The organism is Streptomyces sp. Tue6028, assembly GCF_002300165.1.
GTDB classification, from domain to species: domain Bacteria; phylum Actinomycetota; class Actinomycetes; order Streptomycetales; family Streptomycetaceae; genus Streptomyces; species Streptomyces siamensis.
Map to the genome: position 1 here is coordinate 282,598 of NZ_MLCE01000019.1, position 14,238 is coordinate 296,835.

At 72.4% G+C, this 14,238-nt stretch carries 15 protein-coding genes; 8 read left to right on the forward strand and 7 right to left on the reverse strand.

The window, feature by feature from the left end:
• Positions 1-16 precede the first annotated feature (16 nt).
• The 4 genes from BKI49_RS17300 to BKI49_RS17315 form a co-directional block, all read right to left on the reverse strand.
• Positions 17-343 carry a DUF2516 family protein gene (locus BKI49_RS17300; RefSeq protein WP_373557557.1) on the reverse strand — a complete coding sequence of 109 codons (327 nt, stop codon included), beginning with the start codon at positions 341-343 and terminating at the stop codon, positions 17-19.
• Between the two features lie 164 nt (positions 344-507).
• Complete coding sequence (locus BKI49_RS17305) at positions 508-1,101, reverse strand: hypothetical protein (RefSeq protein ID WP_095935180.1); 594 nt, start codon at positions 1,099-1,101, stop codon at positions 508-510.
• 106 nt (positions 1,102-1,207) lie between these two features.
• Entirely contained in the window at positions 1,208-1,720 is a 513-nt protein-coding gene (locus tag BKI49_RS17310; protein WP_095935181.1) for a helix-turn-helix domain-containing protein, read from the reverse strand.
• Between the two features lie 231 nt (positions 1,721-1,951).
• Positions 1,952-2,956: an ArsR/SmtB family transcription factor gene (locus BKI49_RS17315; RefSeq protein ID WP_095935182.1), complete on the reverse strand. Its 1,005-nt coding sequence runs from the start codon at positions 2,954-2,956 to the stop codon at positions 1,952-1,954.
• A gap of 67 nt (positions 2,957-3,023) precedes the next feature.
• On the opposite strand from BKI49_RS17315, the gene BKI49_RS17320 reads away from it, so the two are divergent.
• The 5 genes from BKI49_RS17320 to BKI49_RS17340 all read left to right on the forward strand — a co-directional run bounded on the left by BKI49_RS17320 (position 3,024) and on the right by BKI49_RS17340 (position 7,973).
• A complete protein-coding gene (locus BKI49_RS17320) occupies positions 3,024-4,244 on the forward strand; it encodes an MFS transporter (RefSeq protein ID WP_179332480.1) in 1,221 nt (406 codons plus the stop codon).
• 365 nt (positions 4,245-4,609) lie between these two features.
• Positions 4,610-5,128 carry a toxin-antitoxin system HicB family antitoxin gene (locus BKI49_RS17325; protein ID WP_095935183.1) on the forward strand — a complete coding sequence of 173 codons (519 nt, stop codon included), beginning with the start codon at positions 4,610-4,612 and terminating at the stop codon, positions 5,126-5,128.
• A gap of 82 nt (positions 5,129-5,210) precedes the next feature.
• The gene (locus tag BKI49_RS17330) at positions 5,211-6,053 is read left to right on the forward strand and encodes a DUF4097 family beta strand repeat-containing protein (protein WP_095935184.1); all 843 of its coding nucleotides are present in this window, start codon (positions 5,211-5,213) and stop codon (positions 6,051-6,053) included.
• 130 nt (positions 6,054-6,183) lie between these two features.
• The gene (locus BKI49_RS17335) at positions 6,184-7,185 is read left to right on the forward strand and encodes an ATP-binding cassette domain-containing protein (protein WP_179332481.1); all 1,002 of its coding nucleotides are present in this window, start codon (positions 6,184-6,186) and stop codon (positions 7,183-7,185) included.
• Positions 7,182-7,973 carry an ABC transporter permease gene (locus BKI49_RS17340; protein WP_095935186.1) on the forward strand — a complete coding sequence of 264 codons (792 nt, stop codon included), beginning with the start codon at positions 7,182-7,184 and terminating at the stop codon, positions 7,971-7,973. The genes BKI49_RS17335 and BKI49_RS17340 overlap by 4 nt, the downstream gene beginning before the upstream one ends.
• A gap of 130 nt (positions 7,974-8,103) precedes the next feature.
• On the opposite strand, the gene rox is transcribed toward BKI49_RS17340, so the two are convergent.
• The 3 genes from rox to BKI49_RS17355 all read right to left on the reverse strand — a co-directional run bounded on the left by rox (position 8,104) and on the right by BKI49_RS17355 (position 11,183).
• Positions 8,104-9,531: a rifampin monooxygenase gene (gene rox, locus BKI49_RS17345; RefSeq protein WP_095935285.1), complete on the reverse strand. Its 1,428-nt coding sequence runs from the start codon at positions 9,529-9,531 to the stop codon at positions 8,104-8,106.
• Positions 9,532-9,787: 256 nt separating this feature from the next.
• Positions 9,788-10,330 carry a GNAT family N-acetyltransferase gene (locus BKI49_RS17350; RefSeq protein WP_095935187.1) on the reverse strand — a complete coding sequence of 181 codons (543 nt, stop codon included), beginning with the start codon at positions 10,328-10,330 and terminating at the stop codon, positions 9,788-9,790.
• A gap of 7 nt (positions 10,331-10,337) precedes the next feature.
• Complete coding sequence (locus BKI49_RS17355; RefSeq protein ID WP_095935188.1) at positions 10,338-11,183, reverse strand: SDR family oxidoreductase; 846 nt, start codon at positions 11,181-11,183, stop codon at positions 10,338-10,340.
• A gap of 106 nt (positions 11,184-11,289) precedes the next feature.
• Between BKI49_RS17355 and BKI49_RS17360 the strand changes: the two genes are divergently transcribed.
• The 3 genes from BKI49_RS17360 (at position 11,290) to BKI49_RS17370 (ending at position 14,214) form a co-directional block, all read left to right on the forward strand.
• Positions 11,290-12,219, forward strand: coding sequence for a sigma-70 family RNA polymerase sigma factor (locus tag BKI49_RS17360; protein WP_095935189.1), 930 nt, complete (start codon positions 11,290-11,292; stop codon positions 12,217-12,219).
• Positions 12,220-12,679: 460 nt separating this feature from the next.
• The gene (locus BKI49_RS17365) at positions 12,680-13,540 is read left to right on the forward strand and encodes a nitroreductase/quinone reductase family protein (protein ID WP_095935190.1); all 861 of its coding nucleotides are present in this window, start codon (positions 12,680-12,682) and stop codon (positions 13,538-13,540) included.
• Positions 13,537-14,214: an SDR family NAD(P)-dependent oxidoreductase gene (locus BKI49_RS17370; protein ID WP_095935191.1), complete on the forward strand. Its 678-nt coding sequence runs from the start codon at positions 13,537-13,539 to the stop codon at positions 14,212-14,214. The genes BKI49_RS17365 and BKI49_RS17370 overlap by 4 nt, the downstream gene beginning before the upstream one ends.
• Positions 14,215-14,238: the final 24 nt, after the last annotated feature.

The window sequence follows — 14,238 nt, forward strand, 5'->3', positions numbered from 1 at the left end:
CCGTTGTGTCGGCAGGTCACCGGCCGCCGTTGTACGGGCCGTAGGGGCCGTCGCTGCTGCTTCCGCCGCGGCGGCCGCCGCCGGAGACCTGGCGGAGGGCGGGGCGGACGTCCACGAAGAAGACGATGGTGGCGATCAGGCCCGCGATCTGCAGGAACAGCATCGGCACCAGAAGGTTCACGGCGACCGTGACGCCGAGGATGATCAGCCAGAACATCTTGTTCTGCTTGTCGGCGGCGCGGTACGCGTCCTCGCGGGCGACCGCGGCCATCACCAGCGCCACCACGGCGAGCACCAGCATGGCAGTGAAGATCAGCCACATGAAGCCGCCGAATGCCGTCATCAGCACTATGCCCACCGCCCGGGTCGAGTCGTCTCTACGGCCACCGTACCCGGAGAACGGGCCGGGAACTCCGAGAGTGCCCGGCCCGTGCCCACATCGCGACGTGCCGGCCCGAGCGGGCCGGCACGTCGTGCGCTACTGCCCGCCGGGCGGCGGGCTGCCGCCTACTTCGCGGGCGGGGTGGTCTTCTTCGCCGTGGCCTTGCGGGCCGCCGGGGCCTTCTTCGCCACGGGCTTCTTGGCCTGGGCGGGCTCGGCCACGGCCGTGACGGGCCTGCCCTCGTCCTTGACCTCGACCGGCTCGGCCTTCGGCTCGACGGCCACCGCGAGGTCCTCGATCTCGTCGGCGACCTCGCCGCGCCAGGTCTTCACGGTCTGCTCGCCGCGCTCGGCGACCTTCTCGTAGGTCTCCCGGGCCTTGACGGCGTACTCGGCGGCGACGCCGACACCGCGCAGGGCGAGGTCCTGGGCGGACTCACCGAGCTTCTTCAGGTCGGTGTCGAGAGTGCTGATGAACTCCGTGACCCGGGTCTGGATCGTCTCCTGCGCCTCCTTGGCGCGGGCGGCGGCCTTCTCCTGGACGGCGTTCGGATCGATGTTGCGGACGGTCTCGATGCGTGCCGGGGCCTCGGCACGGATCTGCTCCACGATGCCGGGGACCTTCCGGGCCTGCTCCACGGCCAGGTCGGCGGTGCCGGCGAGGAAGTAGAGCGGGGTCGGGTCGGTGGCGGCCTTGCGGATGTCGTCGGTGATGGCCATGACGGTGGTCCTCCCGTGTGGCGTTCGGCTGAGGGTTTTGGTGGTCCGCGGCAAGACCGGCCTGCGTACGGTCGTTCCGGCGGTGCTCGTGCTGCTCATCTGCGGATCAACTGGCGGTCTGCTGCGGATCGGCACCGCTGCCGTCGGCCGTGCGGGGGCCGTGGGCTGCGCTGTCCGGTCTGTCCTGAGCTGCGGGTATGCCGGTGCCGTCGTGCAGATCGGCACCGGGCACCTCGGGGCTCCGCGCGTCCTCGTCCGGCCGGGCGATCTCGAATCCGTTCTCCTTGCGGAAGGACTCGTAGATCTGGAGCAGCACCTGCTTCTGCCGCTCGTTCAGCGTGGGATCGGCGAGGATGACGGCGCGCGTCTCCACCTCGTCCCGGTCCCGCTCGGCGTCGAGGATGCCGGCCCGCACGTAGAGCGTCTCGGCGGAGATCCGCAGGGCCTTGGCGACCTGCTGCAACACCTCCGCGCTGGGCTTGCGCAGCCCGCGCTCGATCTGGCTCAGGTACGGATTGGACACTCCGGCGGCGTCGGCGAGCTGCCGCAGCGACAGCTGCGCGTTGCGCCGCTGTTCCCGCAGATACTCACCAAGATTGCCGACGTTGAGCGATGCCATGCCTCCACCTTGCCGCACTCCCGCTAACAATTGCAAGCACCCGCTTGCAAAAGTGCGCCATGCCACACGGCGACCGCCTCGTCACACAGTGACACGGCTGTGCGGCCGTACGGCTGAGCGGACAGGCGGCTGACGCCTGGCGCCAGCGGCTGGCGCCGACGGCTGGGCCGGGCGCCCGAAGCAATCACCGGCATCGGGTCGCGCCCGAGCCGTCGAGCCGGTCCGGCCCGGCTAGGGGAACCCCGGTTCCGGCTCCCGGTCACCCGTGCCGGCCCCCGACGCCTCCATGAGCACCTCCCCGGCCGCGGTCCGCACGTACAGCACCGACCGCCCGGCCCGCCGGCGCTCCACCAGCCCCGCATGCAGCAGCACCCGCAGATGCCGCCCCACCGACCCCAGCCCCTGTCCGGTCACGGCGACCAGCTGGGTCGTGCTCATGGGGGTGCCGAGCAGCACCAGCAACCCGGCGCGCGCGGACCCGATGAGCGCCCCGAGCCCGGCCGGCACGGGCCGCCGGTCGTGGTCCTCGGCGAGCACGCCGAGGCACGGGTAGACGACGGCGTACCGCTCGCGCCCCTCCCACGACACCCACCCGGTCCTCGGGGTCACCGGCATGAACAGCAGCTCGGCCCCGGCGGCGATCTCCCGCGGCGGATACGCGTTCAGGTTGACCTGGAACCGGCTCTCCCCGAGCCACCGGATCCCCGGCCGGAGCGAGTTCAGCACGGCGGCCCAGCCTCCCTGGCTCACCCGCGCGGTCCGCGCGACCATGTCGGCCTCCAGCACGCGCCGCCGACGCTCCCAGTACGGCCGCACCGTCTCCGTCCAGACGTACGTCAGGAGCGCCGCCGCGCGTTCGGGCAGGTCGTCCCGCTCCAGGGCGGCGGGGAGCGGGCCCCGGAGGGACACGCGGAGGTCGGCCCGCGCGTCCCCGGCCCCGGCCGCCCGCACCCGGGTGACGGTCTCCTCGAAGCTCTCCCCCTCGCACGAGGTGGGGCAGAAGAAGTCGGCGATCCAGGAGGTGCCGAGTGCCGCCCGTACGAGCGGCGCGGCCACCGGGTCGGCCGCGAGGCGCGCGCGGTAGCCGGGCAGGTGCGCGCGCAGCCAGGCCTCCTCGCCCGGATGGCCACCCGTCTCCGCGTGCAGCAGCTTCAGGCTCGCGAAGGTCTCGGCGAACGGCGAGAGCACGAACCGGCTGCCGGCGAGGGTGTCGGTGTCGATCTGCCACAGGCCCATGCCCACGACCTTTCGCATCTCGGCGAAACAGTAAACAAGGCCCCGGGCCGCTCCGAGACTCTGTCGCATGCGCAGCTACCGAACCCTGTTCCGCGTACCGGAGTTCAGACCGTTCCTGCTCTCCTTCGCGGCTTTCGCCGCGGCCCAGACGGTCGGCGCGCTGGCCCTCGGCACGCTGGTCTTCCGGGCCACCGGCTCCCCGCTCCTGTCGGCGGTGAGCATGTTCGGCCCGCAGCTGGCGCAGCTCGTGGGGGGCACGTTCCTGCTCTCGGGTGCCGACCGCCTGCCCCCGCGCGCGATCCTGTCCGGCCTCGCCCTCGCCTTCGCGGCCGGCACGGCGGTGCTGGCGCTGCCCGGTCTCTCGGTCGGGGCGGTCTTCGCCGTCGTACTCCTGCAGGGCCTGGTCGCGTCGCTGGGCGGCGGTGTCCGCGGGGGGCTGCTGAACGAGATCCTGCCCAAGGACGGCTACGTCCTGGGCCGTTCGGTCTTCAACATGCTCTGGGGCCTGACGCAGGTGGCCGGTTTCGCGACGGGCGGCGCGCTGCTGGCGCTCCTGTCCCCGCGGACCTGTCTGCTCCTCGCGGCGGCGCTGTATCTGGCGTCGGCCGTCGTCACCCGCCTGGGCCTCACCGCCCGCCCGCCGCGCGCCTCCGGCCGCCCGTCCCTGTCGGCGACCTGGCGCACCAACGCCCTGCTGTGGTCCTCGCGCCCCCGCCGCCTCACGTACCTGGGCCTGTGGGTCCCCAACGGCCTGGTGGTCGGCAGCGATTCGCTCTACGTCTCCTACGCGCCCGCGGCCGCCGGCACACTGTACGCGTGCGGGGCCCTGGGCATGTTCGTGGGCGACATGGCGGTGGGCCGTCTGTTTCCACCCGCGGTGCGCCCCCGGCTCGCGACCCCGCTGCGCCTGCTGCTCGCGGCCCCCTACCTCTTCTTCGTCCTGCGGCCGGGAGTGGCGCTGTCGGCCGTGGCCTGCACCATCGCCTCCGTCGGCTTCGCCGCGAGCCTGGTCCTGCAGGAACGCCTGATGTCCCTCATCCCCGACGACCTCGCGGGCCAGGCCCTCGGCCTGCACGCCACCGGCATGGCCGCTCTCCAGGGCGCCGGCGCCGTCCTCGCGGGCACGCTGGCCCAACTGACCTCTCCGGCCGCGGCGATGACGCTGATGGCGGCCGGATCGGTCACCGTGACCCTGACCCTCGCGGCACTCGGCCGGCACGAGGAACGACAGCCGGCCGTCCCCGGTACGCGTCCGGGCGTCCCGTCGGAGCAGGCCGCCACGGACTAGCCGGGGCCGTGGGCGGACCGGGGCGACCACGGGTCATGGCGCGACCGCTCCGCACGAGCGAGCATGGTGGCACCACATGGCACCGCGTGGCACTGAGTGGCGCCATGCGACGTCGCGCGGCACCGCATGACATCGGGTGGCACCATGTGGCGTCGCTCGACACCACCCGGCGCCATTCGGTGCCACTCGGCGCCATCTGGCGCCATTCGATGCCCCCACGCGACACACGAGCCCGCCTGTCACCACAATGAATCAGGTCACCTGCTCCACGTTTTCGCAGGTCAAAGGCGCCCCCTCACCACCCGCCCCGGGGAGATGACGCTATGGGCTTGCGCATGGCACCACTATGGCGCCATGATGGCGTCATGGACCTCACCCCGTATGTCGACACCCTCCGCCGCGAACTCGCGGTGGCCGCCGAAGCCGGCGGGGACGAAGCCCGCGAGCTGGCCGAGCGGCTCACCGCTCCCCTGGAGTCGGCGACCCGGCTGACCCTGCTCAATGTGCTCTCCGCCGCGATGGACGAGATCACCCGCGAGCTCGCCCCCGGCTCGGTCGACGTACGGCTGCGCGGGCTGGACCCCGACTTCGTGGTGACACCGCCGCCCACCGACGGTCCCGCACCCGCGGAGCCCGTCGCACCCTTCGAACCGCTCAGGACCCCGGCCCCCGCCGAGGGCGACGAGGGCGCCACCGCCCGCGTCAATCTGCGTCTGCCGGCCCACCTCAAGGCACGCGCCGAGGAGGCCGCGAGCCGGGAGGGCCTGTCGGTCAACGCCTGGCTGGTGCGGGCCGTGTCGGCCGCGGTCGACAGCGGCGCCCGGCCGCGTACGACGGAGAAGACCCAGACCGTCGGCCAGAGCTTCACGGGCTGGGTGCGCTAGCCGCGCCGCCGCCCGCACCACCTCACCCACACCACGTCCCACCAGCGGGGACGACCTGAAGACCCAAGAGGACGGGACAGCCATGCCTTCTTTCGACACCCCCGAAGCGATTTCCGCCACGGCGCACGTGGAGGCCGGTTCCATCCAGTTCACCGCGGGCGACCGCCTCGACACGGTCGTCGAGGTGCGGCCCCGCGACCCGAAGAAGGACCTGGACGTACGGGCGGCCGACCAGACCGAGGTCACGTACGTGAGCGGCGCTCTGACCGTCAGGACGCCCAAGTCCAACCTGTTCGGCCGTACCGGCACCGTCGACGTCACGGTCGAACTGCCCACGGGCTCGCGCATCGACATGACCGGCGCCTGGGCCCAGGTGTTCGGCGAGGGCCGGCTCGGCGAGGTCCGTGTGAAGACCTCGTCCGGCGACGTCCGACTCGACACCACCGGCCCGCTGCACCTGAAGGCGTCGCACGGATCGATCACCGTGGACCGCGTCGAGGGCATGGCCGAGATCACCACCAGCTCCGGCAGCCTGCGCGTCGGCCTCGTCGACGGACCCGCCGTCCTGAAGAACTCGCACGGCACCACGACCGTCGGCGCCGCGACCGGCGAGCTGCGGGTGAGCGGCGCCAACGGCGACATCGAGATCCGGCGCGCCGAGAACTCGGTCACCGCCACCACCGCGCACGGCACCCTGCGCGTGGGCGAAGTGGCGCGTGGCACAGTCCAGTTGGAGACCAACTACGGGGCCATCGAGGTCGGTGTCCGCGAGGGCACGGCCGCCTGGCTCGACGTCAGCTCGGGCTCCGGCCAGGTCCGCAACACGCTCACCGCGTCCGAGACCCCGGAGCGGACCGAGGACACCGTCGAGGTCCGCGCCCGCACCCGGCACGGCAACATCGACGTCCGCCGCGCCAAGGCCTGAGCACCGCCTCGTCGACCGGCCCCGTCCTCCCCTGAACGCCACACCGTCGACCGGCCCCGTCCTCCCCTGAGCGCCACACCGTCGACCGACCCCACTCTCCGCCCACTTCAGCCTTCGAACGGAGGGCCCCATGCCTTCATCTGTCATGCCCACGCCCAGGCAGGGCGACGGTCCGCAGTCGCCCGCCGCCCTCTCCGCCATCGGTCTGCGCAAGTCGTACGGCGACAAGACCGTCCTCGACGGCATCGATCTGCGCGTCCCCGCCGGGTCCGTGTTCGCGCTGCTCGGGCCGAACGGTGCCGGCAAGACCACCACCGTGCAGATCCTGTCCACGCTCATCACCGCCGACAGCGGCCAGGCCCAGGTCGCCGGACACGACGTCGCCACGTCACCCGACGGAGTACGCGCCGCGATCGGTGTCACCGGCCAGTTCTCCGCCGTCGACGGGCTGATCACCGGCGAGGAGAACATGCTCCTCATGGCCGACCTGCACCACCTGTCCAAGCGGGAGGGACGACGGGTCACCGCCGAACTGCTGGAGCTCTTCGACCTCACCGACGCGGCGAAGAAGCCCGCCTCCACCTACTCCGGCGGCATGAAGCGCCGCCTCGACATCGCCATGACCCTGGTCGGCAGCCCGCGGATCATCTTCCTCGACGAGCCCACCACCGGCCTCGACCCCCGCTCACGCCACAACATGTGGCAGATCATCCGCGAACTGGTCACCGACGGCGTCACCGTCTTCCTCACCACCCAGTACCTGGACGAGGCCGACGAACTCGCCGACGGCATCGCCGTGCTCAACGACGGAAAGATCGTCGCCCACGGAACCGCCGAGGAACTGAAACGCCTGATCCCCGGCGGTCATGTCCGCCTCCGCTTCACCGATCCGGCCGCGTACCGGAGCGCCGCGACCGCGCTGCGCGAGATCACCGGGGACGACGAGGCACTGACGCTCCAGATCCCCAGCGACGGCACCCAGCGGGCGCTGCGCGCCCTGCTCGACCGGCTGGACGCGGCGGGTGTCGAGGCCGACGAGCTGACCGTGCACACCCCCGACCTCGACGACGTCTTCTTCGCCCTGACCGGCGGCACCGGCCGGACCGACAAGAAAGGCATGGCTGTCCGATGAGCTCCCTGTCCCTCGCCGTGCGCGACTCGACCACGATGCTGCGCCGCAATCTGCTGCACGTACGGCGCTACCCGTCCCTGACCCTGAACCTGCTGCTCACGCCGGTCATGCTGCTGTTGCTCTTCGTCTATGTCTTCGGCGACGTGATGAGCGCGGGCATCGGCAGCGGCGGTGCCGACCGCTCCGAGTACATCGCCTACCTCGTACCCGGCGTCCTGCTGATGACCGTCGGCGGCACCACGGTCGGCAGCGCGGTGTCCGTCTCCATGGACATGTCCGAGGGCATCATCGCCCGCTTCCGCACGATGGCGATCCACCGCGGCTCCGTGCTCGTCGGGCATGTCGTCGGCAGTGTGCTGCAGTGCGTGATGAGCGTGCTCCTCGTCGGGGCCGTCGCGGTGGCCATGGGGTTCCGGGCCACGGACGCCACGGCTCTGGAGTGGATCGCGGCGTTCGGGCTGCTCGTACTGTTCTCCCTGGCGCTCACCTGGATCGCGGTCGGGATGGGCATGGTCAGCCCGAACGCCGAGGCGGCCAGCAACAACGCGCTGCCGCTGATCTTCCTCCCGCTCATCTCCAGCGCCTTCGTCCCGGTCGACGCGATGCCGGGCTGGTTCCAGCCGATCGCCGAGTACCAGCCCTTCACCCCCGCCATCGAGACCCTGCGCGGGCTGCTGCTCGGCACCGGGATCGGGCACAACGGATGGCTCGCGGCCGGCTGGTGCGTGGCTCTGTGCGCACTCGGCTACTTCTGGTCGAAGGCGGTCTTCGACCGCGATCCGAAGTAGCCGCGGCGACCGCGCGGGCCACCTGTCGCGGCCCGCACCGCCCCAGGGCGGCGTACCCCGACTCCGCGTCGGCGTGCGCCGCCCCGTCCGTGTGCCCCGACTCCGCGTCGGCGCCGCCCTCTCGGCCTTCTCAGCCGGCGGCGGCGCCGAACCACTTCGGCAGGCGGCCGAGCAGATCCTGCTGGTCCTCACCGACCCACGCCACGTGGCCGTCCGGCCGGAGCAGCACCGCGGGCACGTCCAACTCCTCGCCGGCGTCGACGACATGGTCGACCCGATCCGCCCAGCCCGCGACCGAGAGCTGTCCGGTCCGGTCGAGCAGCAGTCCCCGGCCGCCGTGCATCAGCTCGTAGAGACGCCCCTGCTTCAGCTCCACGTCCCGCAGCCGCCGGCCGAGCAGTTCGTGACCCTCGCCGAAGTCGTAGCGGACCCCGACCGCGGTGATCAGGCCGGTCACGTACGCGTTCACCTCCTCGAAGTCCATCAGCTTCGAGAACAGCTCCCGCAGGGCGGTCGCACCCGGATCGGTCCCCAGCAGCGTGATCTGCGCGCGGGTGTTGTCCAGCACGGCGGCGCCCACCGGATGGCGTTCGGCGTGATAGCTGTCCAGCAGCCCCTCCGGCGCCCAGCCGTCCACCTCGGCGGCCAGCTTCCAGCCGAGGTTGAACGCGTCCTGCACGCCGAGGTTGAGCCCCTGCCCGCCGGTCGGCGGGTGGATGTGCGCCGCGTCGCCGGCCAGCAGCACCCGGCCGGCCCGGTAGCGCTCGGCCTGCCGGGTGGCATCCCCGAACCGGGACAGCCAGCGCGGCGAGTGCACACCGAAGTCGGTGCCCGCGACGGCCCGCATCCGCTGCTTGAACTCGTCGAAGGTCGGCGCGGTCGCCCGCTCCTCGGACACGTCGGCGGCGGGGACGACGACGCGGTACGTGCCGTCGTCGTTGGCGATGGTGCCGAACCGCAGCTGGGTCTTGCGGACCTCCGCCACGACGGCCTCGACCGTCGCCGGGTCCTCGGCCAACTCCATGTCGCCCAGCAGCGTCTCGACCGTGGCGGGCACGCCGGGGAAACCGACGCCGATCAGCTTGCGGACCACGCTGCGGCCGCCGTCGCAGCCGACGAGGTAGCGCGAACGCAGCCGCGTGCCGTCCGCCAGCTCGACGCTCACCCCGTCCTCGTCCTGGCTCAGCCCGACCACTTCGCAGCCGCGCCGGATCTCGGCACCGAGTTCGAGGGCCCGCTCGCGGAGCAGGCGCTCGGTGGTCGGCTGGAGGGTGGAGAGTCCGTACGGGTGCGCCGTGTCCAGCCGGTCCGGCCACGGCTTGACGATGCCGCCGAAGAGTCCGCCGACCTGGAACGTGTCGCTGACCGCGAGGAACCGGTCCAGCAGACCGCGCTGATCCATCACCTCGACGCTGCGCGCGTGCAGTCCGCGCCCGCGGGTCTCCTTGGTCGGCTCGGTCAGCCTCTCCAGCACCACCACGTTCACGTCGTGCAGCCGCAACTCGCCGGCCAGCATCAGGCCGGTCGGTCCGCCGCCGACCACGATCACGTCCATCATCAGCACGCCCATTCAACGAGATTGCGTAGGTGCAGGTCCTGGCCTCGGCGGACGATTGTGCGGCACTGACCGGGCCTTGCCGCAAGGCCCCCTGTGCGCTATACGTTGAGAGTGGCAAGGAGCAGGTACTCCTTGCCCTTCGTCGTCTCCGGACCCCTTCTCGTCCCAGGCACGTTCTCGTCCCGGGAACCGTTCCCGCCGCCGGGGCCGCCCCCGTCTTCCGGGCCGTGCCCGGCGGGTGTCCGCCGCCGGGCGGCTACGCCGTCCACTCCTCCTTCAGGAGTCCGAACAGCACCTCGTCGTGCCAGGTGTCGCCCACGCGTACGGCGGCCCTGCGACGGCCCTCCTCGACGAAACCGGCCGCGCGGAAGGCGCGGATGGCGCGCTCGTTGCCGCTCCAGGTCTCCAGGTCGACGCGGCGCAGGCGGCAGGCGCCGAAGAGGTGGCCCAGCAGCAGACGCAGCGCCTCGGAGCCGTAGCCGCCGCCCCAGCGGTCCCGTTCACCGATGGTGATGCCGACCGTCGCCCGGCCGGTGAACGGGTTGAGGTCGCGGTAGTCGGCCATGCCGATCGCACGGCCGTCGGCCAGGTCCTCCACGGTGAACGTGCACTCGGAACGCGGGTCGTCGCGGAGCCGGACCTCGTGGAAGGACGCCAGGGCCTCCCGTGTGACGGGGCCGAACTGCGGATTGCCGCCGGTGGCCCAGTGCACGACCTCGGGGTCGTTCCGCCAGCGCACGTGTGCGTCCAGGTCCTCGGCGCTCAGCGCTCGCAGTCGTACCGACTTGCCTTCGATCATGGGGTGATCATATGGACCGGCGGCCTGAGCCCGGGGCCGTCGGCGAGGCCGGAGAGCCGTCCCGGCCGACGTGCTCCGCCAGGAAGTCCTCCCACGTCCGCTTCCCGGTGTCCGCCCCGTCGAGCGTGAGGTTGTCGCCCGCCCGGTAGGCGCGGCCCGCCTTGCCGGGTATGCGGACCGGCATCGTCGGACGGCGCTTCCCGGACGCCTTCAGGTATCCGCGGGCCAGGTCGCCGAGGCCGTACACCTCGGGTCCCGCGAGGTCGGGCACCAGCCCGGAGGGTCCGCCGAGGGCGAGTTCCGCGATGCGGGCCGCCACGTCACGCGCGTCGACCGGCTGGAGGCGCAGCCCGCCCGGCACCGGGAAGACGGGCGACTTCGCCATCGCCCGCACCGTCTTCAGGGTCAGTTCGTGGAACTGGGCCGCCCGCAGCGTCGTCCACGGCAGCCCCGACTCGGCCACCGCCCGCTCGGCGGCCAGCTTCGACCTGAGCCAGGCCAGCGGCACCCGGTCCGCGCCGATGACCGAGATGAAGACGAAGTGCCCTACGTCCGCGGACCGCGCGGCCCGGACCAGGTTGCGGGTCGCGATGTCGTCGCCCTTGGGACCGCCCGCGAGGTGCACCACGGTGCCGACCCCTTCCAGCGCCGGCCCGATCCCCTCGCCGTCGAGCAGGTCCACGGCCACGTGGTCGACGCCCTCGGCGTCCGCACCTCCCGCTCCGCCGGTGGGCCGGCCGTGCCGGCTGAGCACCCGCACCTCGCGCCCCGCCTCGCGCAGCAGCGGGACGACGAGCCGTCCGAGCGTGCCCGTACCGCCCGTGACCAGGATGATCGACGTGTCGAAAGCCATTGCCACTCCTTGTTCCATGAGGGCCGGGACGATCGGATTCCGGTGCCCTCAACGGGTTTTCGGTGTTCTACTTCGCTGACACGCCGCGCGAAGGGAATGTGACACGGTGGGCGAGAGCGCATGGCCGGCCGAGTGGTTCGAGGGGCACCGGACGCATCTGCGGGCCGTCGCGTACCGGATGCTCGGGTCGGTGAGCGAGGCGGAGGACGCCGTCCAGGAGACCTGGTTGCGGGCCGACCGCGCCGGCACCGACGGCGTGGGGAACCCGGCAGGCTGGCTGACCACGATCGTGACGCGGGTGTGCCTCAACATGCTCCGCACCCGTAAGGCGCGGCGCGAGGAACCCCTCGGCCTCCGGGCGGTCGACGCACCCCTCCCGCCCGAGGACGGCGGCGACCCCGAGGAGGAGGCCGCGCTCGCCGACTCGGTCGGCGTCGCGATGCTCGTGGTCCTGGACACGCTCTCCCCGGCCGAGCGGCTCGCCTTCGTACTGCACGACATGTTCGCCGTGCCCTTCGACGAGATCGGCCCGATGCTGGAGAAGTCCCCCGCCGCGGTACGGCAGCTCGCCAGCCGCGCCCGGCGCCGGGTGAAAGGGGTCTCTCCCCTGCCGGACGCCGATCTGACGCGCCGTCGGCGGGTCGTCGAGGCCTTCCTGGCCGCCACCCGCGGCGGGAACTTCGACGCCCTGGTCGCCCTGCTCCACCCGGACGTGGTCCTGCACGCCGACGCGTCCGTCATCCCCACGCCCGCACCGGTCGTCGTCAGCGGTGCCGTCCCCGTCGCCGAGGGCGCGATGGCCGCCACCGGCCGCGCCCGCTTCACCGGCGTCGCCCTCCTCGACGGCACGGTCGGCCTGACCATGGCTCCCTTCGGCCGCCTCGCCCTGGTCCTCGCCTTCGACTTCGCGGACGACGGCCGCGTCACCGCGATCCGCGTCATCGCCGACCCGGACCGGCTGCGCGAGGTCGAGGTCGCGGTTCCGCAGGACCGCGCGCAGCCGGAGGACCCCACGGCTCGGGAGGAGACCTCGTGACCCGGGGAGGTGACGCAAGGAAATACCCCTCCAGGGAAAAGCAGGCCGGCCGGGCCGGAATGCCCTGGTGCTGAAATACGGCATTGCGTCGGCGCGGCACATTCCTTTAATGTGCTCCCATGACTGCCGGGTCGGCCTTGTGCCGTGAGCGAGTTGGTTGCCCGGCCTCCGAGTGAGGCCGGGGCGGGGTAGAGCCCCGCCCTCCCCTTCTTTTCCGTACGCCGTCCGCGTAGGCCCTCCGCCTGCGGCGGCATCCCCGTGCGACACCGTCCGACCGCGTCCTCGCAGGGCGTCCCCGGACCGTCGTGTCTCCGTACGGCCCTTCCGTACGTCTTCCACGCGCGCCCCTGCGCAGGGCTCCGTCCCCTTCGGCGCGCACCTTCACACGCATTTCCACAACCGCGTGCCCGAATGCGCCACGCGGCAATTCGACCTACCCGAAAAAGGGAGTGGGAAAAGAATGCCCAACGAGTTCAACCAGCGGATCGTCGAGGAATTCCGGGCCAACGGCGGACGGGTCGGCGGCCCTTTCGAGAAGGCCCGGCTGCTCCTGCTGACGACCACCGGTGCCCGGACGGGCGCCCCGCACACGACCCCCCTCGGCTACTACCCCGACGGGGGCGAGCAGGTCCTCGTCATCGCCTCGGCCGGCGGCGCGCCCCGCCACCCGGACTGGTACCGCAATCTCCTCGCGCACCCCCGCGTCACCGTCGAGGACGGCGTCTTCGTCTACGAGGCGGAGGCCCACGTGCTCGAACGCCCGGAACGCGACCGTGTCTTCGCGCGCGCGGTGGAGGCGGACCCGGGGTGGGCGGAGTACCAGGCGAAGACCGACCGGGTGATTCCCGTCGTCGCGCTCCGCGCGATTCCGAAGGACGGCCCGCCGCAGATGAACGCGGGTTCCATGGCCGAGGGGCTGAAGGTGGTCCACGACGCCTTCCGGCGCGAACTCGCCCTGATCCGGGAGGAGGTGACACGGCAGGGGGCGGCGCTGGGCGCCCAGCTGCGCGTCAACTGCCTCACCCTCTGCCAGGGTCTGCACAACCACCACACCGGTGAGGGCCTCGGCATCTTCCCGATGCTCGCCCACCGCCACCCCCGGCTCGCCCCCGTCCTGGACCGGCTGCGCCGGGAACACGAGCGGATCGCGGAGCTCCTCGAAGAGCTGCGCCGGGTCGTCGCGGCACCCGATACCGGGCCCGGCCGCGTACGCTCCGACGTGGAACGCCTCACGACCGCACTGGAAGCCCATCTGACCTACGAGGAGGAGCACTTGATTCCCCTCCTGGCCGCACCGGCCGCTCCGGGGGCGCCGCGGTGATCGCACTCGTCACCGGCGCCAACCGCGGGATCGGGCGCGAGGTCGCCCGGCAGCTCGCCGCCGCCGGGCACACCGTCCTCGTGACCGCCCGTTCGGCCGAATCAGCCGCCGAGGCGGCACGGGCCGTCGGCCCGGACGCCCGCCCCCTGCGCCTCGACGTCACCTCCGAGGCCGACATCACCGCCCTCGCCCGGGACCTCGACGCCCTCGGTGTCCTCGATGTCCTCGTCAACAACGCGGCGATCACGTACGACACCTGGCAGCGAGCGGCCACCGCCGACCTCGACGTCGTCCGGGAGGCCGCAGAGACGAACCTCTACGGTCCCTGGCGGCTGACCCAGGCGCTGCTCCCCCTGCTCCGCGCGAGCGCGCACCCGCGGATCGTGAACGTGTCCAGCGAGGCCGCGTCCCTCGCGGGCATGGGCGGGGGGACGCCCGCCTACTCCGCGTCCAAGGTGGCCCTCAACGCCCTCACCCGCATGCTCGCCGCCGAACTGCGCGGCGACGGCGTGCTGGTGAACGCCGTCTGCCCGGGCTGGGTGGCCACCGACATGGGCGGCCCGGGCGGGCGTCCCGTCGAGGAGGGCGCCGCGAGCGTCGTCTGGGCGGCCACCCTCCCCGACGACGGCCCGACCGGCGGCTTCTTCCGCGACGGCCGCCCCCTGCCCTGGTGAGCTGAACCGGCCACGCCTCCCCGG